We start from the raw sequence: 22808 nt of genomic DNA, 5'->3' as shown, positions 1-22808 counted from the left end.
AGCCTCTTGTTTTGCGTGAGGCTGATGTCGCCAGTCCAGTCCCCCGAGCAATCCGCCATGCACTTTGACCTGATCGACCTGCGCCTCTACCTGCACACCCTCGACACCGGCAATATCACCGCCGGCGCGGCCCGCAGTCATTTATCCCTGGCCGCCGCCAGTGCACGCATCCGGGCGATGGAGGCCTCATTGGGCATCGAGTTTCTCGACCGTGGGCGTCGCGGCGTCACCCCCACACCGGCGGGAAAGGCCTTGGCCCGTCACGCCCGGCTGCTGTTGCAACAGGCCGAGCACCTGCAACAGGACCTCGCGGAATACGCCAACGGCGTCAAAGGCCAGGTGCGCCTGCTGTGCAACACCACCGCGCTCAGCGAATACCTGCCGGAACTGCTTGCGGACTTTCTGCGCGAACACCCCAACCTCGATATCGACCTGCAGGAATTGCCCAGCCTGCGCATTACCCAGGCCTTGCGCCAGGGCACGGCGGAGCTGGGGATCATCTCCGATGCGGTGGACACCCACGGCTTGCAGACCTTGCCGTTTCGCGACGACCCACTGGTGCTGATCATGCCGCGCGACCATCCCCTGGCAAACGGCAAGGTGAGCTTTGTCGACAGTCTGCAATACGATTACGTGGGCCTGGGCGCCGCCAGCGCACTCTCGGTGTACCTGGAAGAACAGGCACTGCATGCAGGCTTTCGTGTGCAGACGCGCATCCGCGCCGAGGGTTTTGACGGGCTGATTCGCATGGTCGCCCGCGGCGCCGGCCTGGGCATCGTGCCCCAGGCGGCGTTGGCGCGCTGGCCAGCGCCACACCCCTTCACTGCCCAACCGTTGCAGGAAGAGTGGGCTCGCCGAACGCTGCTGTTATGCGCGCGCTCGTTCGAACAACTGCCGGGTTACGCCAGGGCCTTGTTCGACGCCTTGGCCCTGCCCTTGCGGAAAAACCCGTAATACACCGCCGACAGGATCAGCAGGAACGGCACGCCAAACACCCGGGTCATCTTGAACGCCTCGGTGAAGTACGTGGTGATCATCACCGCCCCCATCAGCACCAGGCCCAGTTCGCGGGGGGGTGATCTCGGCAAAGCCGTTGTCTGGCATGGTCACGTGGTGTGCCCCTTTATTATTGGGGTTGCACTGTCTAACTGTTGTCACAGATCCCCTCCCACATTTTCTCCGACGTTTATTCAGGTAACGCTATGGCGGACCTTGAATTGGGGTTGGTCCCAAGTGTTGTTATCGAGAATCTCACCGAGGATTTCCACGGCGTCCCACACCTCGCTGAAGCTGGTGTACAGCGGCGTAAACCCAAAGCGCATGATGCGCGGCTCGCGGTAATCACCGATCACGCCGCGGGCGATCAAGGCTTGGATCACCGCATAGCCTTCAGGGTGTTCGAAGCTCACATGACTGCCACGCCGGGCGTGTTCACGCGGAGTAATCAACACGAGGTCATGGGCGGCGCAGCGGCTTTCGACCAGCTCGATAAACAGGTCGGTCAATGCCAGGGATTTGCTGCGCAGGCTGCCCATGTCGGTCTGTTCAAAAATCTCCAGCCCGCATTCCACCATCGCCAGCGAAGTGATCGGCTGGGTACCGCACAGGTAGCGGGCGATGCCGGCGCTCGGCGCGTAGCTGGATTCCATGGCGAACTGCCGGGTATGCCCGAACCAGCCCGACAGCGGTTGGTGCACCAGGTCCACCAACGCTGGGCTGACCCACACGAACGCCTGGGAGCCTGGGCCGCCGTTGAGGTATTTGTAGGTGCAGCCAATCGCATAGTCAGCACCGGCCCCGTGCAGGTCGATCGGCACCGCGCCTGCCGAATGCGCCAGGTCCCAGATGCTCAGCGCGCCGCATTCATGGCTTAAGGCGGTGAGCGTCGGCATGTCGTACATGTAGCCGGTCTTGTAGTTGACGTGGGTAAGCATCACGACCGCCACATCCCCGTCGATGGCCTCGGGCAGCTCATCCGGGCTGTTGACCAGACGCAGGGAATAGCCCTGCTGCAGCAACTCGGCGAGGCCCTGGGCGATGTACAAATCGGTGGGGAAGTTGCTCGCTTCGCTGACGATCACCTTGCGCGCAGGCGCGCGTTGGCGCTGCACGCTCAAGGCGGCGCTGAGCACCTTGAACAGGTTGATCGAGGTGGTATCGGTGATCACCACCTCACCGTCGCGCGCACCGATCAGCGGTGCCAGGCGGTTGCCCAGGCGCTGGGACAAGTCAGCCCAACCGGCGCTGTTCCAACTGCGGATCAAGCCATTGCCCCATTCCTCGGCAATCACCTGTTGTGCCCTTGCCAGTGATGCCACCGGACGCGCGCCGAGGGAATTGCCGTCGAGATAGATCACGCCCGCAGGCAATGCGAACTGATGGCGCAGGGGCGCCAGCGGGTCTCTGGCGTCGAGGGTTTGGCAGCGGCTTCGGGAGGTCATGGGCGGTCCTGATTTTTATCGTGAAGACGGACCAAATAATGAACGAAGATTTGGAGAATTTTCGTGCAAAGTGGTGGGTAACAGGCTAATTAAGCTGTAGGAAATTCGAATTTAACCCCTGAACACACGGATTTATTCTAATCATGATCCTTGACGCCACCGACCTGCGCCTCCTGCATTTCCTGCAACAGGATGGCCGTATCAGCAACCAGGAACTGGCGGAAAAAGTCGCGTTGTCGCCCTCTGCCTGCCTGCGCCGTTTACGCCTGCTGGAAAGCGAAGGGATTATCAGCGGCTACCGCGCGGTGTTGAATGCCGAGCAGTTGGGGATTGAACTGGAGGCTATCGTCCACCTGTCATTGCGCCAGGATGTGGAGGATTGGCATGAGACGTTTATCAAGAAGGTGCAAGGCTGGCCGGAAGTGGCCAGCGCCTACGTGATCACCGGCGCCAGCAACTATGTGCTGCGCGTGCAGGCGCGCAACCTCAAGCACTTTTCCGACTTCATCGTGAACCACCTGAACCGCACGGCGGGGGTGATGGATATCCGTTCGGAGATTGTGTTGCAGAAGATCAAGGATCGGGATGAGGTGCTTGATCTGGTCGTTCGCAAATAGGAGCAGCACCATCGGTCAAATGTGGGAGAGGGCGTGGACCCGCTGCATGCGTTTTTGCTCTACCGGCGCGTCAGTCACCTGCAACTCAACGTCAAAATCAATCTGCGCAAACCGCCCTTCCACGCCAAACTCCCGCGCCATTTGCTGATCGTCGCTGAAGCGAATCTCGGCGATCAATTCGTCCCGCGTCGCGTAGGCAAAATCATCATGCAGGTACGGGTCATCCGACAGGTTGATCTGCGTGGTCAGGTGCCGATCCCCCGGTGCCGAGATGAAGAAGTGGATATGTACGTGTGCGGCCCCCCGCCGAGGGTCGAATCCATCCAACAATGGCTGGCGGATCAGGCACTTGATGGCGTTCAGCTGTATTACGAAAAGTTTACGCAGAGTAATATCTGACTCCTCAGCACTTCTGAGGGGCGGATGCGGCGTGCAATCAACCCCGAGAAAAACAAGTAGAAGGGAACGTTAATGGCGGATGACATGGTTAACCCGGTAGGCCTCAAGCGTGGCCTGAAGAACCGGCATATTCAGTTGATCGCCTTGGGAGGGGCGATTGGCACGGGGCTGTTCCTCGGTTCGGCCGGGGTACTCAAGTCGGCAGGGCCGTCGATGATCCTGGGCTACGCGATCGCTGGTTTCATCGCGTTCCTGATCATGCGCCAACTCGGCGAGATGATCGTCGAAGAACCGGTGGCCGGCTCGTTCAGCCATTTCGCGCACAAATACTGGGGCGGTTACGCGGGCTTCCTGGCCGGCTGGAACTACTGGGTACTCTACGTGCTGGTGGGCATGGCCGAGCTGACCGCGGTGGGCAAGTACATCCAGTTCTGGTGGCCGGAGATCCCGACCTGGGTCAGCGCACTGGTGTTCTTTGTCGCGGTGAACCTGATCAACACCCTGAACGTTAAGTTCTTCGGTGAGGCCGAGTTCTGGTTTGCGATCATCAAGGTGGTGGCGATTGTCGGCATGATCGTGCTCGGTTGCTACCTGCTGTTCAGCGGCACCGGCGGCCCGCAAGCCTCCATCAGTAACCTGTGGAGCCACGGCGGGTTCTTCCCGAATGGCGGCATGGGGCTGTTGATGTCCATGGCCTTCATCATGTTCTCGTTCGGCGGCCTGGAGCTGGTGGGTATCACCGCCGCCGAGGCCAGCGAGCCACGCAAGGTGATCCCGAAAGCGATCAACCAGGTGGTGTACCGGATCCTGATTTTCTACGTCGGTGCATTGGCCGTGCTGCTGTCGCTGTACCCCTGGGACCAACTGCTGCAAACCCTCGGCGCGTCGGGCGATGCCTACAGCGGCAGCCCGTTTGTGCAGATCTTCTCGCTGATCGGCAACGACACCGCCGCCCATATCCTCAACTTCGTGGTGCTGACCGCGGCGCTGTCGGTGTACAACAGCGGCGTGTACTGCAACAGCCGCATGCTGTTCGGCCTGGCCGAGCAAGGTGATGCGCCAAAAGCGCTGATGAAGCTCAACAAGCAAGGCGTGCCGCTGCGGGCCCTGGCGATCTCGGCGTTGGTGACGATGCTGTGCGTGGTGGTCAACTACGTGGCGCCGAAGAGTGCGCTGGAGTTGCTGTTTGCGCTGGTGGTTGCCTCGCTGATGATCAACTGGGCGCTGATCAGCATCACCCATATCAAGTTCCGCAAAGCCATGGGCGAGCAAGGCGTGACGCCGTCGTTCAAGACCTTCTGGTTCCCGTTCAGCAACTACCTGTGCCTGGCGTTCATGCTGATGATCATCAGCGTGATGCTGGCGATCCCGGGTATTCGCGAGTCGGTGTATGCGATGCCGGTTTGGGTGGGGATTATCTATGTGGCCTACCGGTTGCGAGTGAGTAAGACGAAAGCGGTAGCCGCTGCGCAGTAATATCCATGTGGGAGAGGGCTTGCCCCCTCCCACATTTGATTGCGTTTACAGCGTGGAACGCACTCGCCACAGCTCGGGGAACAGCACCGTGTCGAGCATCTTGCGCAGGTAACCCACGCCCTCGGTGCCGCCGGTGCCGGGCTGGAAGCCGATAATCCGCTCCACCGTGGTCACATGCCGGAAGCGCCATTGGCGGAAAGAATCTTCCAGGTCGATAAACTTCTCGGCCAACTGATACAAGTCCCAATACCGGCTCGGGTCGCGATACACCTCGCGCCACGCCGCCTCCACCGACTCATCGTGAACCGTCGCCGCCGTCGGGTCGCGTTCGGCACGTTTCGGATCAATCGCCAGGCCGGCCTTGATCATCAGGTTGATCGCCTCGTCATACAGCGACGGTGTGGCAATCGCTACCTGCAACTCTTGCAACAACTCAGGCCGATGGGCATGGGGCCGCAGCAACGCCGGGCTCTTGTTGCCGAGGATAAATTCGATCTCGCGGTACTGGAACGACTGGAACCCGGACGACTGCCCAAGGAACGGGCGAATCGCCTTGTATTCCGATGGCGTCATGGTCGCCAGCACAGCCCAGGCGTGCACCAGTTGATCGAAGATCCGCGACACCCGCGCCAGCATCTTGAACGCCGGCGGCAACTCGCCCAGGCGCACGTGTTCGCGGGCGGCCTTGAGTTCGTGGAGCATCAGTTTCATCCACAGCTCGGAGGTCTGGTGCTGGATGATGAAGAGCATTTCGTTGTGGTCCGGCGACAGCGGGTGCTGGGCACTGAGCACTTTGCCCAGGTCCAGGTAGTCGCCATAGCTCATGGACTCGGAAAAATTCAGTTCGGCGTTATGCCATTCTTCCGGTGGCTGGTAGTCGGCAGAGAAAGGACATTGGCTCATCGCGTGGGCTCCTTGGGCGGTCGGAGAATGGCACGGACGGGGCTCGCGTCCAGGTTGGCGAAACGCAGCGGCAGGGCGATCAGTTCGTAGTCGCCCTCCGGTACGTCATCGAGCACGATGCCTTCGAGAATCGCCATGCCATGCCGCGCCACGGTGTTGTGGGCATCCATGGTCTTGGACTGTTGCGGGTCCAGCGAGGGCGTGTCGATACCAATCAGGCGCACACCGAGGCTGGCCAGCAGCTCAATGGTTTGTGGGGCGATGGCGGTGAAGTTCGAATCCCATTCGGTCAGCGGTGCTTGTGGATAAGTACGCAACAGCACGCGCTCCGGCAGGTTATCCACACGCCCTTCCAATTGATGCGGCTGTACCAGCGCGCCGCTGTCCAGGCAATGCAGTACCCGGCACGGGCCCATGTAGACATCCAGCGACACCTCGCCAATCGGCGCACCGTCCGCGCTGTAATGCAGCGGCGCATCCACATGGGCGCCGGTGTGCGGCGACAAGGTAATGCGCCCGACATTCACCGGGCACTCCGGGCCGAACTGCCACACACGCTCTTCCTGGAACGGCGTATCGCCCGGCCAGGTCGGGGTCGCCGTGCTCAAGGGCGGGCTGATGTCCCACCACGTTTTTATTGGGTTCATTTAAAGGCTCTCGGCGGTTACTGGGATGAATGATACGAGGGCCAGCTGCGAATTTTCTTGCGAATTCCTGCGCCAAGCGGGAAATCTTTCGCACTTACTGCGAGGAAATGCTGGATTTACGCTCAGAAGTGTCGCCAGGCCACAGTGGAGCTGCCACATTGACTGCACATGGCCTGAGGAGTCGCATTCACCTGCGCTTCTGGGCATCCCGATGTCGAGTTCAGACCACTGGCGCAACGCCCAAGGCCTTAGGGTGCATCTTTCCATTCCCTGCCTCGGAGTCATCATGTCCAAGCCCATCACCGTACTGCGCGACACTCACCCCCTGCCGGTCCTGGATGCCTGCAAATGGGAAAAGCTCGAAGGCGACCCGCACACCGTCAACCTCAACGCCTACACCAGCGAAGACGGCAGCAAAATCATGGGTACCTGGATCTGTACCCCGGGCAAGTGGTACGTGGAATACGTGAAGTGGGAATACTGCCATTTCCAGGAAGGCTACTGCGTGATCACGCCTGAGGGGATGGAACCGATCCATCTGCGCGCTGGGGATATTTTCGTGGTGGAGCCGGGGATGAAGGGGACGTGGGAAGTGGTCGAGACGGTGCGTAAGTATTTTGTGTTTGCTTGAGCCACTTCCAAAGCGGGCAACTTTGACGTTGTTGTGGCGAGCGGGCTTGCCCCGCGTTGGGCTGCGCAGCAGCCCTGATCCAGGCGCTGCGATCTTCCAGGAAGATCGCGGCGTTTTCCTTTAGGGCTGCTTCGCAGCCCAACGCGGGGCAAGCCCGCTCGCCACAGTAGGTCCCCTTACAAGATTATTCGGGTTTGCGGTAGCTGTTGATAATCGCCGAGAAGTCCTTGCCCCCTTCCCCACGCTGACTCATCGATTGGTACAACTGCTGGGCCACGGCGCCGAGGATCACCGGTTGCTTGGCCTGGCGAGCGGCTTCGGTGGCCAGGCCCAGGTCCTTGAGCATCAAATCGGCGCCGAACCCGCCGGTATAACCTCGGGAGGACGGCGCGGTTTCGATCACGCCCGGCCATGGGTTGTAGGTGTCAGAACTCCAGCAGCGCCCGGTGGAGCTGTTGATGATCCCGGCCAGCACCTGGGTGTCGATGCCCAACGCGTCGCCCAAGGCCATGGCTTCACTGACGCCGACCATGCTGATGCCCAACAGCAGGTTGTTGCAGATCTTGGCGATTTGGCCGGTGCCCACATCGCCGCAATGCACGATGTTGCGGCCCATCTGCGCCAGCACCGGTTGCAGGGTGGCGAACAGTTCCGGGGTGGCGCCGACCATAAAGGTCAGGGTGCCTGCCTGGGCGCCGCCCGTGCCGCCGGAGACCGGTGCATCGGCCATCACCACGCCGTGCTTGGCGGCAGCAGCAGCGGCGACATCGCGCGCGGTTTGCGGGTCGATGGTGCTGCAATCCACCGCAGGTACACCGTTGCCGATCCCGGCTAAAACACCGTCCTCATTCAGCCAGACACTGCGCACATGGGCGGCGGCGGGCAGCATGGTAATCACCAGCTCGGCGCCTTGGGCGGCGTCACGCGGCGAGTCGCTGATGCTGCCGCCCAGTTCGGCGAGTTCCTTGAGTACCGTCTGGTTCAGGTCGAACAGGTTCAGCGCATGGCCGGCCTTGATCAGGTTGCGGGCCATGGGCGCGCCCATGTTGCCCAAGCCGATAAATGCAATCTTCATGGTCGTCTCCCGAATCAGCGCAGGTTGATGGTGGTGTTGACGCCATCGTTGACCGTGTCGTCATCGAACCAGCGGCTGGTGACGGTTTTGGTCTGAGTGTAGAACTGCACCACTTGCTTGCCGTACGGGCCGAGGTCGCCGAGCTTGGAGCCACGGGAACCGGTGAAGCTGAAGAACGGCACCGGCACCGGGATCGGGATGTTGATGCCGACCTGGCCCACATCGATTTCGCTCTGGAATTTACGCGCCGCCGCACCGCTCTGGGTGAACAGGCCGGTGCCATTGCCGAAGGGGTTGGCGTTGACCAGCGCAATGGCCTGGTCGAGGGTGTCGACTTCCAGCACCACCAGCACCGGGCCGAAGATTTCCTGGGTGTAGATCTGCATATCGGTAGTCACGCCCGAGAACAGGGTCGGGCCGACGAAGTTGCCTTGCTCGAAACCCGGCACCTTGATATCGCGGCCGTCCAGCTCGAGCTTGGCGCCTTCTTTCACGCCGCTTTCGATCAGCTCCAGGATGCGGGCCTTGGCGCGCTTGGAGATCACCGGGCCGACATCCGTGCCCGCTTCGCTACCGGCGTTGACCTTGAGCTTTTGCGCCAGCGCTTTCAGGTCCGGTAGCCATTGCTTGGCCGCGCCCACCAGCACCACCACCGAGGTGGCCATGCAGCGCTGGCCCGCCGCGCCGAAACCGGCGCCGACCAGGGCATTGAGGGTGTGTTCACGGTTGGCATCCGGCAGCACCACGGCGTGGTTCTTGGCGCCCATCATCGACTGCACGCGCTTGCCGTGTTTGCCCGCGAGGTCGTAGACGTGAGTGCCGACAGCGGTCGAGCCGACAAAGGACACGGCCTTGATGTCTTTGTGAGTGCACAGCGCATCCACCACATCCTTGCCGCCATGCACCACGTTGAGCACACCCGCCGGCACGCCAGCCTCCAGCGCCAGCTCCACCAGCAGCATGGTCGACAGCGGATCCTGTTCGGACGGTTTGAGGACGAAGGTGTTACCGCAGGCGATGGCCACCGGGAACATCCACAGCGGAATCATCGCCGGGAAGTTGAACGGAGTAATGCCGGCACATACGCCGATGGGTTGGCGCAGGGTGTAGGTGTCGACACCACCGGCGACGTTCTCGGCGAACTCGCCCATTTGCAGGGTGCCGATGGAACAGGCGTGCTCCACCACTTCCAGGCCACGGAAAATATCGCCCTCGGCATCGGCAATGGTCTTGCCCTGCTCAGCGCTGAGGACCACGGCGATGCGCTTGGAGTGCTCGCGGATCAAGGCTTGCAGCTTGAGCATGATGCGCATGCGAGCGCCGATCGGCGTCAGCTTCCAAGTCTGGAAGGCTTGATGAGCGGCGTCGATGGCGGCATTGACTTCATCGGCGGTGGCGAACGGGACTTTGGCCAGCACTTGCTGGGTGGCCGGGTTGACGATGTCTTGCCAATGGGTGGTCTTGGACTCGACCCACTCACCCTTGATCAGCAACTTGACCTGTTGCACGGAAATATCGGCAGATGCGTTCATGTGGTCTCCAACTTTTATATTTATACAGAGACAAGGCGCGTAAACCGCCTTGGGAAATGAGGCGTTCGGACTGTTTTTGGAGTATAGATGTGCAAATCTCTAATAAGAACGCACATAAAAGCCGGTCCAATATGCAAAAAAACATCACATCACTGGGCTCCCTGAACTGGGATGACCTGAAGTTTTTCCTCGAAGTGGCCCGCACCCGCAAGGCCAGCGTCGCTGCCAAGCGCCTGGCGGTGGACTACACCACCGTGTCGCGGCGCATCAGCTCATTGGAAGTGTCGCTCGGTACCCTGCTGTTCGAAAAATCCCGGACCAACGGCTTCGTCCTCACCCCCGAAGGCCAGCGTTTACTGGGGTATGCCGAGTCCATCGAAAGCACCCTGCACATGGCCTGCGAGCAGGTATCCGGCTCCGGCGTGGCGCTGTCCGGCCATGTGCGCATGGGCTGCACCGAAGGCTTCGGCAGCTTCTTCGTCACCCCGCAATTGAGCCACTTCGTCGACACCTACCCGGCCATATCGGTCGACATCCTGCCGCTGCCCCACTTCATCAGCCTGTCCAAGCGCGAAGCCGACATCGTCATCGCCCTGGAACGCCCGGAACACGGGCCCTACGTGTGCTGCAAACTGTGTGACTACAAACTGCAGCTGTACGCGACCCAGGAATACCTCGACCAACACCCGCCCATCCAACGCCCGGCCGATTTGGCCGAGCATCCGTTTATCAGCTATGTGGATGATTTGGCGTTCAGTTCGGAGTTGCTGTACCTGGCCAACGTAGTGCCCGGCGCCAGCGCGAGTTTGCGCAGTACCAGCGTGATTGCGCAGTACGTGGCCGCGCAGCAAGGGCGGTCGATGGCGATCTTGCCGTGCTTTCTGGCGGCTCAGGATCCACGGTTGCTGCCGGTGCTAGGCGAGCAGATTTCAATCACTCGCCAGTTTTGGATGTACTGCCGTGAGGATCTGCGCAAACTCAAGCGGATCACCCTGTTGTGGGATTACATCAGGGAAGTGACGGAGCAGAACCAGGGGTTGTTGATGGGGGAGACAAGGGAGATTCGGTTTGCGGATTAAAGGGCTGGGCTGCGCGGTGTCTCTGTGAGACGGGCAAAGCGGTGGTGGATGACTTGACGCAGGCGATGACGCCGGGCAGTTAAATGTGGGAGGGGGCTTGCTCCCGATAGCGGAGTGCCAGAACCGAATGGACTGGCTGACACACTGCTATCGGGGGCAAGCCCCCTCCCACATTTTGATTGGATTTCAGATTGAAATCGGACTGCCGGCTCAGTCCGCGATCACCACAATCGCCACCCGCCGATTCTCGGTGCGCCCTTCCGCTGTGTCGTTGGTGGCCACCGGTTTACTGCTGCCCAGCCCACGCAGCTGGATGTTTTCTTCTTTCATGCCCACGCCTTGCAGCACCGTCGCCACGCTTTTGGCACGGCGCAGGGACAGTTGCTGGTTGTAGGTTTCCTTGCCCGATGCGTCGGTGTGGCCGTCGATGCGTACGCGTTCGATGCCTACGCCCAGCAGGGCTTTGCCGATGCGTTGGACGATGTCGGTGCTGGGTTGGTTAAGGGCTTCGACATCACTGCCAAACAGCACTTTACCGGACAGGCCGAACGCCCAGCCGTCATCGGTAAGCTCGAAGCCTTGTTGCTGGAGCACGGCGACTTGCGCCGGGGTGAGGCCTTTGTGGGGCGCTGTTTGGCAGCCGCCAAGGGCGAGCAGTGCCACCAGCAGGGTGATAAACATAAAACGCGCGGTCGAGAACAAGGGATCAACTCCTGTGTTGAACGTTGACGACGGGGCTCTCCGACTCCGCCGTTTGCTGGCCACCCGAGGACAATCGCTTGGCCTGGTACATCGCCGCATCGGCGGCATTGAGCAAGGTGCCGGGTGTGACGCCGTGCTCGGGGTAGATGGCGATACCAATACTGAGGGAGGTCAACACCTGGGTGTCGCCAGGCACAACAATCGGCATGTCCATGCTGGCGATGATTTTGTCGGCGATGCGCTGGGCGTCTTCCACCTTGTACAGCGGTGCCAGCAGGATGGCGAACTCATCGCCGCCCAGGCGCGCCACCAGGTCATCTTCACGCAATTGCGCACGCACGCGCTCGGCGACGGCCACAAGCACGGCATCGCCTGCGGCATGGCCGAAGCTGTCATTGATCTCTTTGAAACGGTCGCTGTCGAGGTACAGCACAGCCACCTGTTCCTTGGCTTTGGCGGCGCTGCGCAGCGCACGAATCAGGCGGCCTTCAAAAAATGCGCGGTTGGGCAAGCCGGTGAGGCTGTCGTGGTTGGCCTTGTGCGCAAGGGTCTCGTTTTCACTTTGCAGGTGGTTTTGCCAGGCTTCCATCTCGCCCAGCAGGGCATTGAAGTCGCTGCCCAGGCTGTCCAGTTCGGCGATGCGGGCCGGCGGCACGCGACGGTCGAAGTCGCGCTCGCTGCGGGCGGCGTGGGCCACGGCAGCGAGGCTTTGCAGCGGCTCCGTAATACCGCGCAACAGACGCCGCGCCAAGTACAGGGCGACCCAGGCGCTGAGGGCGGTGCAGATCAGGATTCCCGCCAGGCCGCTCAGCAGAAAACGCAGCAGGCTGCCGCCGTGGCCGGTCAAATGAATGCTGCCGATGGTTCGCCCCTGATGGAGGATCGGCTGGATGATGGGTTGTTCGAGCAAGGCGTGCGCCAGTTCCAGTTCGACCCGCGACAGCATCCCGGTTTCCGGGCGCGTCCAATACGCCAACAGCTTGCCATTGGCATCGAATACTTCGGCCTCGGCGACTTCCTCGGTTGAGGCGATAAGGCTGAGGGCTTCGGTGGCTGCGGCGCGGTCATTGAACACCACCGCCGCTTCCACGGTGTAGTTGATGGAGCGAGCGATCAGGTGCAGGTTATGTTCGGCATAGACCCGTAGCGCCAATACGCCGAGCAGGGTCAGGGACACACTGGCCAGGGTCACCGCCATCAGCGCGAGGATCAGGTGCCCTCGGCCGATGACCGAACGCAGGGTCGGTCGCACTTTCATGGCGCAGGTGCCCGTCGACGGGACAATTGCAACACGCTGGGATGAATGCGCACGCCGCTGCGCGCCACCGAGTCGAGGTTGACCTCAAACGACACTTGCTCATCGCCTACCCGCAGGCAGAACAGGCTGCCCACGGTGCACTGGTCGCCGCCTTCGCTGATGCTGAGCACCGGGTGGCCGATCAACGAGGCAAACAGACGGCTGCGTTCGTCACTGCTGAGTTTGCCGATGTACACGGCATCGCAGGCGTTGACGACATCGGGGTGGTCGACCAGCAGGCGCTGCACCACCACCGGACGGCCGGTGGCCTGGGTGGTGCCTTTGATCAGGTCGTCGGTGTATTGGGTCGGGCCGACGATGCACAGGCGCAGTTGCTCAGGCTCTACTGGCCAGCGAGCATAGCTGAGGATACCGAGTACGACTTGGGTGACCGCCTGGGCGCGCTGGTCAGCCGGGCCCGGAGCCTCGGCAAATACGCGGGGCGCCAGCAGGCATAGAACCGCCATCAGCAGCAGGCGTCTCCAGCTCAAACCAAGCTCTGTAGGCGAGACGGCCACGTTCATGCAGCGATACTCTCAGGTGTTTTCGGGGTGATGCCGCAACGATAGCACAGCATCAGATATTTCTGGCTCCTGACCCAACTCCAGCATCAACCCACTCAAGCGTTTGACCTTGCGTCGCACGGCCTCTTCAAACACGCCGCCACGGGGTTCGATCAGGCTGAACCAGCGCTTGGCGCGGGTAATACCGGTGTAGATCAACTCTTTGGTGAGTACCGGGTTCAGCGCGTCCGGCAGGATCAGCGCGGTGTGGGTGAATTCCGAGCCCTGGGATTTGTGCACGGTCATGGCGTACACAGTTTCCACATCATTGAGACGGCTGGGAAGTACAAATCGCACGCCGCCCTGGCCATCGTTACGTGGGAAAGCAACGCGCAGCACCTGGGGCCCGCCATCGCTTTCAGGCAGTTTGAGGGCGATGCCTATATCGCCGTTCATCAAGCCCAGGCCGTAATCGTTGCGGGTCATCAGCACCGGGCGGCCTTCGTACCATTGCTCATCACCCTCGATCAGCCGCACTTTGCGCAAGGCGGCCGTGATGCGCAGGTTCAGCCCCTCCACTCCCCAAGGGCCCTTGCGTACGGCGCAGAGCAGTTGGAACGCATCAAAGGCTTGCAGCAGCTGTTGTGCCCATTGGGTCCAGGCGAGGTCGTCACGCGGGGTGTCGACGGCGGGCCGCGCGCTGTGCAGCAGGTTGAGGTAATGGCGATAACCCTCGGCGCCGTCGCCCTGCCCGTCCAGCACCAGGCGCTCCAGGGCGTGGTCGTGCTCGCCTTTGAGGCTGACGCAGAACAGGTCGCGGTGGCTGCCCGCGGCCAGCAGCTTGCGGGCCTCTTCGGCATTTTGCTGGTTGACCCAGCGTGCCAGTTGGCCGATGCCACTGCCTTCGCCGAAACGGCGCGAGTAGCGCAGCATCACCACTTGCTGCGCCAGGGGATGGCTGCCATCAAGGTCTTCGTGCAGGCCACTGGCGCTGAGGTCTTCGCCACTGACGGTTTGCAGCCATTGGCGGGTGTGGGGGCTGTACCAGCCAGCTTCGGCGTCGCGGCACAAATCACCGAGCACGGCGCCGGCCTCTACCGAGGCGAGTTGGTCCTTGTCGCCCAGCAACACCAGGCGGGCATGGGGCGGTAACGCGTCCAGCAGGTTAGCCATCATTTCCAGGTCGATCATCGAGGCTTCGTCCACCACCAGCACATCCAGGGGCAACGGGTTGCCAAGGTGATGGCGGAAGTGCCGAGTGCCCGGACGGCTGCCCAGCAAGCGGTGCACCGTGGTGACCTGGGTCGGGATCTTTTCCTTCACGCTTTGCGGCACTTTCAACGACAGCACTTGCTGGCTGATGGATTCGGTCAAGCGCGCGGCGGCTTTACCGGTAGGCGCGGCCAAGCGGATGCGCAACGGGCTGCCGGACTCCACGGCCGGCGCCTGCAAGAACGCGAGCAGGCGCACCACGGTGGTGGTCTTGCCGGTGCCGGGCCCGCCGGTGACGATGCTGAATGCACCGCGGGTGGCCAGGGCGCAGGCGAGTTTCTGCCAGTCGATCACGCCATCGGGCGCCGGCTGGTCAAACAAGCCATTCAAGCGCTGGGGCAAATCGGCGGCGACGCTTTCCTGGGTGGCGAGACGCAGGCGCAAGGCGGTGTCGATGCGTCGCTCGTAGGTCCAGTAGCGGCGCAGGTACAGACGTTTTCCCGACAGTACCAGGGGACGGCTGTGTGCCGATTCGCTGCCGTCCATCGCCAGGGCGACCAACGGGCTGACGGCCAGTGCATGGCACCAGTGGGCGCCGTCGAGGCCGTCGAGCAACTGCGACGGCAGTAGCATGGCGCCGGTTTGCAGGTCGCCTTCGGGCGGCAAGGACAGGGCAAAATCCGGCGCTTTGAGGGTTTCGAACAGGTCCAGGCACACATGGCCGTGGCCCAGTTGATGGCTGGTCAGCGCCGCCGCCAGTAGCACCAAGGGGTCGGCGTGTGGATCGAGTTCGTGCAGGAAGCCCACGAAGGCCTTGTCCAACGCCCGCAGCCAACCCCGCTCAACCCAACGCTCCAGCAGGTGCACCAGGTCGGCGGCGCGGCTCAAGGGCGCTAACGCCTCAAGCGGTAACGGCGACAGGCTCATAACAACACTCCTTGTTCCCAGGCGGGCTCAACCTTGGGCGGGATGGGCTTACCCTGGAACAGCAGGTCCAGGCTTTCGATCAGTTCCCGTGGCGGCCGGGTGAAAAACGCCCCTCGGCTGACAGCCTGAGTGCCGCGCAGGAACAGGTACAACGCGCCGCCGACATGACGGTCGTAGTCGTAGTCCGGCAGGCGTGCCTTGAGTTGACGATGCAGCGCGAGCAGGTAAAGCACGTATTGCAGGTCGTACCGATGCTCGAGGATCGACTGTTCCATGGCGTCCTGGGTGTAGGCCGAATCGTCGGGGCCGAGCCAGTTCGATTTGTAGTCAGCCACGTAATAGCGGCCATCGTGTTCGAAAGTCAGGTCGATAAAACCCTTGAACATGCCGTTGAGCAGCACCGGTTCGGCTGAGACACGGGAGACGCCATCGTGGGTGTACTGGCACACCAGCTTGTCGAGGGCAAGCACGTCGACTTTATGGCTGGCGAACCAGAACTCCATTTCGATCTGGTAGTGCTGCAGGTTGCTCAGCGCGACCTGGTCGTTATCCACCGGCAGCGGCGTTTGCAGCAGATGGCCCAGCCAGTGGCTGAGGGTGACGATCCAGCCTTCCCAGTTGCGGCGATTGCAGCGCGCGCCTACGGCGTGTTCGATGGCTTGCGGCGTCACATTGAAGCCTTCTTCCCCGGCCCACTCCAGCAGACCGTGAAGGAAGGTGCCGGGGTTCGGACCGCGTGGGAAACGGTGAATGTCTGCGCCGGACGCCGCCACTTCACGCGGTGCGTCGGGATCGAGGCGTTCGTCATCGAACAGCTTTTGCGCCTGTGGGCTTTCGGGCGCCTCGAGGTGGGCGACACTCATGCTGTCGCCAATGCGCAAGGCACTGTAGGACGCGATCCACCAGTTCTCGGCGGCCTTGCGCTTAGGCAACAAGGGAGCGAGCAAGTTGGCGGTGTTGCGCGGCGGGTGGAACAGGATGTCTTGGGCGTCGGGCACAGCGGCGTAGTGGATGGCCGGGCAGCCGTCCTGAAGATCCAGCAGCCAACGCGCGAGGCCGGCGGATTCGCTCAACGACGCACCGGCACCGAGCAAGTAACCCAACGCTGACAGGTGCAATACCGAGCTGTTGCTGTTGCCACGCTTGAGGTCGGCGACGCCGAGCCAGCAGGCATGTTTGGCGCGGGTCAGGGCCACGTAGAACAAACGCAGGTCTTCGGCCAGGCGCTCATCGTCGGCCTGGGCGATCAACTCGGCGGTCGGGCGCAGGCTGACGTGGGATTTGCCGTGTTCATCGTGGTAATGCAGCGGTAGGCGACTACCGTCGACCGGCTTGACCGAGCAGATGAAAGGCAGGAAGACCAGGTCGTATTCCAGGCCCTTGGATTTGTGAATGGTCACGACCTTGACCAGTTGCTCATCACTTTCCAGGCGCAGGATTTGCTCTTCACCGGCTTGGCCGGACAACGCGAGGTGTTCGGCCAAGTGACGGATCAACGCCTGTTCACCGTCCAGTTCCGACGCGGCTTGTTGCAACAACTCGCTGAGGTGCAAGAGGTTGGTCAGCACACGTTCACCGTCACTACGGGCAATCAGGGTTTGCGGCAGCTTGAAGTCGTGCAGCAGGCGACGCAGCATCGGCAGCACGCCTTGGGTACGCCAGATCGCGCGGTAGCCACGGAACTGCATCACGCGGCTTTCCCACGCCAGTTCGTCCTGGTTCAGACGCTCCAGTTCCGGCAGTGACAGGTTCAAGGTGACGCAAGCCAGGGCTGCCCGCAGCGGCCGCTCGACGTCCGGCTCGGCACAGGCCTTGAGCCAGGCGAGCAGATCGTGGGCTTCCTGGGCGGCGAAGACCGAGTCCTTATCCGACAGGTACACGCTGCGCACGCCACGGGCGGCCAACTCGGCGCGCACGGCTTGGGCTTCCTTGCCGTCGCGCACGAGGATGGCGATGTCCGACGGCAGTACGCCTTTGAAGCTGTCGTCCGCTTGCAGGAAACCCGCCGTACCTTGCTGCCCGCCGTTGAGCAACTCGACAATGTGCGTTGCACAGGCGCCGGCCAGTTGTTGGCGGTATACAGCGTTGGAAACCGGCTGGTCGGTGGGCAGGTGCCAAAGGTTCATCGCCGGCAACGTTTGGCCGTCGACCTGCAACTTCTCCTTGCGGTCTTGGGATAACACCGGGTGGAACGGCACCGGGTTGTCGCCATTCGACTCCCGGAACAGGAACGCGCCCCGGCCCGTTTCCGCCCGCTGGAACACATGGTTCACCGCCTCGACCATCGCATGGCTGGAACGGAAGTTGGTGCCCAGGGTGTGATGACGGCCGATCGTGGATTTACGCGCGCGCAGGTAGGTGTAGATATCGGCGCCGCGGAAGGCGTAGATCGCTTGCTTGGGGTCGCCAATCAGGAACAGGCCGCTGTCGAGGTGGTTCTCTTCGATACGGTAGATGCTGTCGAAGATGCTGTATTGCACCGGGTCGGTGTCCTGGAATTCATCGATCAGGGCCACCGGGAACTGCTCGCGGATCACACTGGCCAGGCGCTCGCCGCCATCGGCTTGCAGGGCGGCGTTGAGGCGGATCAGCATGTCGTCAAAGCCCATTTCGGCACGACGGCGTTTTTCTTCTTCGAAGCGTTTACCGACCCAACCGGCTGCGTGTTGCAACACGGCGGCGTCGGGGGTTGGCAGCGCGTCGAGGGCGGCCTTGAGGCTGGCCATGGCGTCGATGCCGGGGTGTTGCGGCGGGTCGCCCTTCCAGGCTTCGGCCATGCCGTCGGGGGTGAGGCGGGTGAAGCCGGTGCCGATGTCCAGTTGCTCGAGGGTTTCGTCAGCGGCCCAGGCGCTGATCTTTTCGAACCAGGGCTCGAAGTAACGCGCTTGCATCTTGCGGCCGTCGACGGCTTTGGCGGCCACGGCTTGCAGGCAGATTTCGCGCAACTCGGCAGCCCATTGCTGCCAAGGGGCTTTGAGTGCGACCAGCGCTTCGCGGCGCTCTTGCAGGCAGGCGTTGATCAGCTCGGCGGGCTCGCGGGGCTCGTCGGTCGGCCGCTCACTGCCGAACAGTGCGCGTACGCGTGGCATCAACGCGGCCGGGCCGCCCCAGTTGCTGCGTACCCAATTGAGCGCGTCGTCGTGCATCGGGTAGCAAAACAGCCGCCAATAATCGCGCAGCACTTCGCCGAGCAGGTCGCTGTGATCGGTTTCCAAGGTCTGGGTGAACAGGCTGCCGCTGTCGAACGCGTGTTCGCGCAGCATGCGCTGGCACCAACTGTGAATCGTGGAAACCGCCGCTTCATCCATCCACTGGGCAGCGATGTCCAGGCGGTTGGCGCAGGCGGGCCATTGCTCGGGGAGGTATTGCGCACGCAGGTCGGCGATCAACGTGTCGGGCTGTTCAATCTCCTTGCGAAAGAAACGCGCGGCTTCGGCCAAACGAATGCGGATGCGCTCACGCAGCTCTTTGGTGGCGGCATCGGTAAAGGTCACCACGAGGATTTGCGGCGGTAACAGTTCACGACCGAAACCGGACTCATCACCACCGTGGCCAAGGACCAGGCGCAGGTACAAGGCGGAGATGGTGAAGGTCTTGCCGGTGCCGGCGCTGGCTTCAATCAGCTGGCTGCCATGCAACGGGAAGGCCAGGGCCAAGGGTTTGCTGCTCATGCGCCGGCCTCCTCGCCTGTGAGTGATCGCCATGGGGCGTTGATGAGCGGTCGATACAAGGTTTCGCACCAGCCTTCGAATTCTTCGCTGGCGACCAGGGCGGCGTAATCGGGAAACTGTCGGGTGAGCGCCGGGGTTTCGCGGCGCTCACCGTCGGTGGTCAGGCCGTCGCCTTCATAGGCTTTGCTCGCGGCGGCGTGGGCTTTGGCCGGATCGGTTTGGCTGAGCCAGGCGAAGGCTGTCTTGACGGCGACCGGGAGCGGTTCGCTCATGCCGTTGTGCCAGGCCAACAGCAGGTTGCCGAGGATTTCCCGGGCGATGGGCTGATCCAGCGGGGCCAGTAGCAACGTATCGTCACTGGCCACCAACCCCGTGCTCAACGACAGGCCGCAGGCGCAGGCCACCACATGATTGACCCAGGGACGGATCAGGCGATGCCATTTGCGTGTTTTGATCGACCCGATGCTATTGGGGATGGTGGTCACACTTAACAATCCGCCATCACTGCGTCGATGCAGCCCGCTGATCCAGCCTTCCAGCGCTATACCTTGATGCTCGAAACTGATCGGTTCTGCAGCGGTGTGTGGCGTTGGCCAGAGAGCCAGCAAGTGCTGGTAGCGTTGCAACAAGTCGGGCAAGGGCTCAATAAGTTCGTTGCGCAGGCACTCGCCGAAGCCGACCATCGGCAACAAGCCACTGCCTTGCAACCGCAGGGCCTGGGCGTTGAGGGCCTGGTCGAGGTGCTCGGGCTGGGACAGCGCAGCGTTCAATAGGCTATCGCTCAGGCTGTAGCGTTGCAGCGCGTCAAGCACGAAGGGCTCTTCATCGGCCAACGGTACTTCGGCGGCTTCGAAGAACACTTTCAGACGCTGGCTGAAGAAGTGTTTGACCGGGTTGCGCAGGAAATCCTGTAACTGGCCGAGGCTCAGGGGTTCTTCTTGTTGGTGCTGCGCCAGTGGGTCTTCTTTTGACACGGTATCCGCTGCTTCGTGGAGTAACTGCCATTCGCGGGCGTAGCTGAACAGCGGATCACCGTCGTGGAAGTAGCGGGCGCTGAAGGGTTGAAGCGGGTGTTCCTGAGTCATCGCGTCCAGTAGCGGCGTTTCTTGTGCGTTGTGCCAGCCACTGGCGATATGGTCCCGCAATTGGCCAATGAGTACAGAGGCCGGGCGCTCGCTGTTATCGCGGATGCTCCGGCCGACCCAGCTGATATAAAGCTGATCGCGGGCGGACAGCAGGGCTTCGAGTAGCAGGTAACGGTCGTCTTCGCGGCGCGAACGGTCGCCGGGACGGTAGTCGCTGCCCATCAGGTCAAAATCCAGCGGTGGCTGGGCGCGTGGGTAGTCGCCGTCGTTCATGCCGAGCAGGCACACCAGCTTGAATGGAATCGCGCGCATGGGCATCAAGGTGCAGAAATTGACAGCTCCGGCGAGGAAGCGCTGGGACAGACGGCCTTGGTCCAGGCCGGCCAGCCAGGCTTCGCGGACTACGGTAAGCGGTAACTCATCCTGCAGGCCGACGGACTCGCAGGTTTCCAACCAGGTTTCTCTAAGGTGCTCAAGCTGACCCAACAGGTAGTCGTCGTGCTCGCTGCTGGGTAGAAAGAATAGTTGCATCAGGCGTTGCAGACGTTCGCCCCATTCGTGGGGCGCTGCGGGTTGTGACAGCGCTTGATGGGCATCGCTGAGCGCATCGAGTAAAGCGACCAGCGGGCCGATCAAGGCCGCATCAAGCCCGCCGATTTCGTCGTAAGGCTCAATGCCTTCGCAGGCCGCACCGGTGCCGACGGCATAGCCTAGAAGCATACGGCGAAGGCCAAATCGCCAGCTGTTTTGTTCCAGCTCACTCGGCAGACCGAGACCCGCGCGTTGCTCGGCGTTGAGCCCCCAACGGATACCGGCGCCTTCAATCCAGCGGTGCAGCGTAGGCAGATCGCGCTCCTTGATAGCGAAGCGTTCGCGCAAGGCCGGGACGTCCAACAGGTCGAGAATCTCGCTGACGGGAAAGCGGCTATCGGGGAGTTTGAGCAGGTGTTCGACGGCGATCAGCAGGGGATCGCGGCCGCGCTGGCCTTGATCGGTCAGGGTGAAGGGGATGAAGCGGGGATCGATTCTGTCCAGTTGACCGAATACCGCGCGAATATGCGGCGCATAGCTGTCGACGTCGGGGACCATGACGATGATGTCCCTTGGGCGAAGCATGGGGTCGGCGCTGAAGCGTTGGAGCAATTGGTCGTGGAGAATCTCCACTTCGCGTTGGGCGCTGTGGGCAATGTGGAAGCGGATGGATGTATCACGCACTAAATCGACAGCGGGCCATAGCTCACGAGTCTCATTGAGTGGGCGTAGTTCGAGGATGTCGTCCTGAAGCTGGTTGAGCAGTGTGGTGGGCTCGCTGTCGCTGAACAGGTCGATTCGACCATCGCGAAAAGCCGCGCGGTAGCTGTTGGGATCGTCGTAACTGTCCAGCAGGCTGATGTAGTCGCGACCTTGTTTGCCCCAGGCGGCCAGCAGCGGATGGGCATGCTGGTGCAGGGTTTGTGGGTCGATGGTAACGGGCATTCCGGCTTTGCGCGCCTGGCGTTTATATTCGTTACGCAGCAGGTCTTTGTCGGCCACGATGTCGGACCAATGGTGGCGACACGGATTGTGCACACACAGCAGGACTTGACTGAAACGGGCCAGACCGGCCAGCGCTTCGAGCGCTTGGGCGGGTAAGGACGAGATCCCGAAGACAATCACCCGAGAAGGCAGTCCCTTCGGTGCCTCCTCAAGTGTATTGATACGTTCGATGAAGCGCTGATGCACGCCGGCGCGGCTTTCAGCCATGCCCTCTTCACCTACGTCCAACAACAGCGCACGCCATAACTCGGCCTGCCAGCAGTTGGCAGGGTTAAGTGGCTTTGATTCGCCTCGACCGTTACGCAATTGATGACGGCCAGCGGCCCAGTCCTCCAGCCAGTCGGCACGGTAGACCTGGTATTGGTCGAACAGGTCCGCCAGTCGTTCCGCCAGTTGGTAGCGTTTGCGCAGATCAGAGTCGTGGGTCAAGAAGCGCTGCAACGGCTCGAAGTGCTGTTGATTGATGAGTTCCGGGAGCAGGCGCATCAGGCGCCAAGTGAGCGGGGCTTTATCGAGCAGGGATTTTGGAGGGATTTCGTCACGTCCCAGTACCATGCGGTAAAGCTGCCACATGAAGCTGCCAGGGAGCTGTACATCGATGGCTGCGGCGATTCCGCAGCCCCCCATATCGTCATCTTCCGGATCTTCAGCCAAGGCCAGTTTGAGCCACTGGGCAATGCCGTTGCTTTGTACCAGGGCGATTTCGTTTTCCAGGGGCGCCAGGGGGTAACGACGCATCCAACTCACCACTAGGCTGCGCAGTTCGTCCAAGCGGTTGCCGTGAACCACCATGAATCCAGCGCTGAGGGACGTCGCATCCGGCATAACGGCTTCCTTGGGAAAAGCAAAATCGAGGGCATGGACTTTAGCACTGAAGGCCACCCCGAGGCGCCTCTTCGCACTTTTCGACCGAGCAAAACAAAACCCCACCTGCTTTCGCAAATGGGGTTCGGAATTTAATCTTGACGATGACCTACTCTCACATGGGGAAACCCCACACTACCATCGGCGATGCATCGTTTCACTACTGAGTTCGGGATGGGATCAGGTGGTTCCAATGCTCTATGGTCGTCAA

At 61.7% G+C, this 22808-nt stretch carries 16 protein-coding genes, 1 rRNA gene and 4 pseudogenes; 7 read left to right on the top strand and 14 right to left on the bottom strand.

The features are described 5' to 3' along the window. The first annotated feature begins 57 nt into the window (after window positions 1-57). The gene (locus FIV39_RS29375; protein ID WP_090400756.1) at window positions 58-954 is read left to right on the top strand and encodes a LysR substrate-binding domain-containing protein; all 897 of its coding nucleotides are present in this window, start codon (window positions 58-60) and stop codon (window positions 952-954) included. On the opposite strand, the pseudogene FIV39_RS29370 reads toward FIV39_RS29375, so the two are convergent. Then, a pseudogene (locus FIV39_RS29370) lies at window positions 900-1064 on the bottom strand (amino acid permease); the annotation flags it as partial. The gene FIV39_RS29375 and the pseudogene FIV39_RS29370 overlap by 55 nt on opposite strands. A 126-nt stretch (window positions 1065-1190) precedes the next feature. Then, a complete protein-coding gene (gene kynU / locus FIV39_RS29365) occupies window positions 1191-2441 on the bottom strand; it encodes a kynureninase (protein ID WP_090400758.1) in 1251 nt (416 codons plus the stop codon). Between the two features lie 143 nt (window positions 2442-2584). On the opposite strand from kynU, the gene FIV39_RS29360 reads away from it, so the two are divergent. Continuing rightward, a complete protein-coding gene (locus FIV39_RS29360; RefSeq protein WP_003176072.1) occupies window positions 2585-3058 on the top strand; it encodes an Lrp/AsnC family transcriptional regulator in 474 nt (157 codons plus the stop codon). Window positions 3059-3073: 15 nt separating this feature from the next. Here the strand turns inward: FIV39_RS29360 and FIV39_RS29355 are convergent. Continuing rightward, window positions 3074-3352, bottom strand: a pseudogene (locus FIV39_RS29355) (dioxygenase family protein); the annotation flags it as partial. On the opposite strand from FIV39_RS29355, the pseudogene antC reads away from it, so the two are divergent. Both antC and FIV39_RS29345 read left to right on the top strand, forming a co-directional pair. Continuing rightward, window positions 3326-3457: pseudogene (gene antC, locus FIV39_RS29350) on the top strand (anthranilate 1,2-dioxygenase electron transfer component AntC); the annotation flags it as partial. The pseudogenes FIV39_RS29355 and antC overlap by 27 nt on opposite strands. 72 nt (window positions 3458-3529) lie before the next feature. Then, entirely contained in the window at window positions 3530-4933 is a 1404-nt protein-coding gene (locus FIV39_RS29345) for an amino acid permease (protein WP_090400759.1), read from the top strand. A 45-nt stretch (window positions 4934-4978) separates the two neighbouring features. Here FIV39_RS29345 and kynA read toward each other — a convergent pair whose 3' ends face one another. Then, entirely contained in the window at window positions 4979-5836 is an 858-nt protein-coding gene (kynA, locus tag FIV39_RS29340; RefSeq protein ID WP_090400760.1) for a tryptophan 2,3-dioxygenase, read from the bottom strand. Further along, a complete protein-coding gene (kynB, locus tag FIV39_RS29335; RefSeq protein ID WP_090400761.1) occupies window positions 5833-6483 on the bottom strand; it encodes an arylformamidase in 651 nt (216 codons plus the stop codon). The genes kynA and kynB overlap by 4 nt, the downstream gene beginning before the upstream one ends. A gap of 286 nt (window positions 6484-6769) precedes the next feature. On the opposite strand from kynB, the gene FIV39_RS29330 reads away from it, so the two are divergent. Continuing rightward, window positions 6770-7114, top strand: coding sequence for a cupin domain-containing protein (locus FIV39_RS29330; RefSeq protein ID WP_003230905.1), 345 nt, complete (start codon window positions 6770-6772; stop codon window positions 7112-7114). A gap of 184 nt (window positions 7115-7298) precedes the next feature. Here the strand turns inward: FIV39_RS29330 and mmsB are convergent, their stop codons facing one another. Further along, on the bottom strand, window positions 7299-8189 hold the full coding sequence (gene mmsB, locus FIV39_RS29320; protein WP_090400762.1) for a 3-hydroxyisobutyrate dehydrogenase: 891 nt from the start codon (window positions 8187-8189) through the stop codon (window positions 7299-7301). Window positions 8190-8203: 14 nt separating this feature from the next. Continuing rightward, window positions 8204-9721, bottom strand: a complete 1518-nt coding sequence (locus tag FIV39_RS29315) for a CoA-acylating methylmalonate-semialdehyde dehydrogenase (RefSeq protein ID WP_090400763.1) — start codon at window positions 9719-9721, stop codon at window positions 8204-8206. A 131-nt stretch (window positions 9722-9852) separates the two neighbouring features. Here FIV39_RS29315 and FIV39_RS29310 point away from each other — a divergent pair, with 131 nt between their 5' ends. Both FIV39_RS29310 and FIV39_RS34155 read left to right on the top strand, forming a co-directional pair. Next, window positions 9853-10800: a LysR family transcriptional regulator gene (locus FIV39_RS29310; RefSeq protein WP_053134031.1), complete on the top strand. Its 948-nt coding sequence runs from the start codon at window positions 9853-9855 to the stop codon at window positions 10798-10800. A gap of 5 nt (window positions 10801-10805) precedes the next feature. Further along, a pseudogene (locus FIV39_RS34155) lies at window positions 10806-10883 on the top strand (DUF3077 domain-containing protein); the annotation flags it as partial. 127 nt (window positions 10884-11010) lie between these two features. Here the strand turns inward: FIV39_RS34155 and FIV39_RS29305 are convergent. The 7 genes from FIV39_RS29305 to rrf form a co-directional block, all read right to left on the bottom strand. Next, the gene (locus FIV39_RS29305; protein WP_090400764.1) at window positions 11011-11502 is read right to left on the bottom strand and encodes an OmpA family protein; all 492 of its coding nucleotides are present in this window, start codon (window positions 11500-11502) and stop codon (window positions 11011-11013) included. 4 nt (window positions 11503-11506) lie between these two features. Next, window positions 11507-12760, bottom strand: coding sequence for a diguanylate cyclase domain-containing protein (locus FIV39_RS29300; RefSeq protein ID WP_090400765.1), 1254 nt, complete (start codon window positions 12758-12760; stop codon window positions 11507-11509). Continuing rightward, a complete protein-coding gene (locus FIV39_RS29295) occupies window positions 12757-13323 on the bottom strand; it encodes a YfiR family protein (protein WP_090400766.1) in 567 nt (188 codons plus the stop codon). The genes FIV39_RS29300 and FIV39_RS29295 overlap by 4 nt, the downstream gene beginning before the upstream one ends. Before the next feature lie 12 nt (window positions 13324-13335). After that, the gene (recD, locus tag FIV39_RS29290; protein WP_090400767.1) at window positions 13336-15441 is read right to left on the bottom strand and encodes an exodeoxyribonuclease V subunit alpha; all 2106 of its coding nucleotides are present in this window, start codon (window positions 15439-15441) and stop codon (window positions 13336-13338) included. Next, window positions 15438-19112: an exodeoxyribonuclease V subunit beta gene (recB, locus tag FIV39_RS29285; RefSeq protein ID WP_090400768.1), complete on the bottom strand. Its 3675-nt coding sequence runs from the start codon at window positions 19110-19112 to the stop codon at window positions 15438-15440. The genes recD and recB overlap by 4 nt, the downstream gene beginning before the upstream one ends. Beyond that, window positions 19109-22558 (bottom strand): exodeoxyribonuclease V subunit gamma, encoded by a 3450-nt coding sequence (gene recC, locus FIV39_RS29280; protein ID WP_090400769.1) that lies wholly within the window; start codon window positions 22556-22558, stop codon window positions 19109-19111. The genes recB and recC overlap by 4 nt, the downstream gene beginning before the upstream one ends. Window positions 22559-22693: 135 nt before the next feature. Further along, a 5S ribosomal RNA gene (gene rrf / locus FIV39_RS29275) occupies window positions 22694-22808 on the bottom strand.

Source organism: Pseudomonas grimontii (genome assembly GCF_007858185.1).
Lineage (GTDB): Bacteria > Pseudomonadota > Gammaproteobacteria > Pseudomonadales > Pseudomonadaceae > Aquipseudomonas > Aquipseudomonas grimontii.
Note: the sequence above shows the minus strand (reverse complement) of the source record. Positions and strands in the feature narration are given on the sequence as shown.

What these genes read in the sequence shown, in the direction of transcription:
- FIV39_RS29375 (WP_090400756.1), top strand. Translation starts at nt 58, where the DNA reads ATGCACTTTGACCTGATCGACCTGCGCCTCTACCTGCACACCCTCGAC.
- kynU (WP_090400758.1), bottom strand. Translation starts at nt 2,441, where the DNA reads ATGACCTCCCGAAGCCGCTGCCAAACCCTCGACGCCAGAGACCCGCTG.
- FIV39_RS29360 (WP_003176072.1), top strand. Translation starts at nt 2,585, where the DNA reads ATGATCCTTGACGCCACCGACCTGCGCCTCCTGCATTTCCTGCAACAG.
- FIV39_RS29345 (WP_090400759.1), top strand. Translation starts at nt 3,530, where the DNA reads ATGGCGGATGACATGGTTAACCCGGTAGGCCTCAAGCGTGGCCTGAAG.
- kynA (WP_090400760.1), bottom strand. Translation starts at nt 5,836, where the DNA reads ATGAGCCAATGTCCTTTCTCTGCCGACTACCAGCCACCGGAAGAATGG.
- kynB (WP_090400761.1), bottom strand. Translation starts at nt 6,483, where the DNA reads ATGAACCCAATAAAAACGTGGTGGGACATCAGCCCGCCCTTGAGCACG.
- FIV39_RS29330 (WP_003230905.1), top strand. Translation starts at nt 6,770, where the DNA reads ATGTCCAAGCCCATCACCGTACTGCGCGACACTCACCCCCTGCCGGTC.
- mmsB (WP_090400762.1), bottom strand. Translation starts at nt 8,189, where the DNA reads ATGAAGATTGCATTTATCGGCTTGGGCAACATGGGCGCGCCCATGGCC.
- FIV39_RS29315 (WP_090400763.1), bottom strand. Translation starts at nt 9,721, where the DNA reads ATGAACGCATCTGCCGATATTTCCGTGCAACAGGTCAAGTTGCTGATC.
- FIV39_RS29310 (WP_053134031.1), top strand. Translation starts at nt 9,853, where the DNA reads ATGCAAAAAAACATCACATCACTGGGCTCCCTGAACTGGGATGACCTG.
- FIV39_RS29300 (WP_090400765.1), bottom strand. Translation starts at nt 12,760, where the DNA reads ATGAAAGTGCGACCGACCCTGCGTTCGGTCATCGGCCGAGGGCACCTG.
- FIV39_RS29295 (WP_090400766.1), bottom strand. Translation starts at nt 13,323, where the DNA reads ATGAACGTGGCCGTCTCGCCTACAGAGCTTGGTTTGAGCTGGAGACGC.
- recD (WP_090400767.1), bottom strand. Translation starts at nt 15,441, where the DNA reads ATGAGCCTGTCGCCGTTACCGCTTGAGGCGTTAGCGCCCTTGAGCCGC.
- recB (WP_090400768.1), bottom strand. Translation starts at nt 19,112, where the DNA reads ATGAGCAGCAAACCCTTGGCCCTGGCCTTCCCGTTGCATGGCAGCCAG.
- recC (WP_090400769.1), bottom strand. Translation starts at nt 22,558, where the DNA reads ATGCCGGATGCGACGTCCCTCAGCGCTGGATTCATGGTGGTTCACGGC.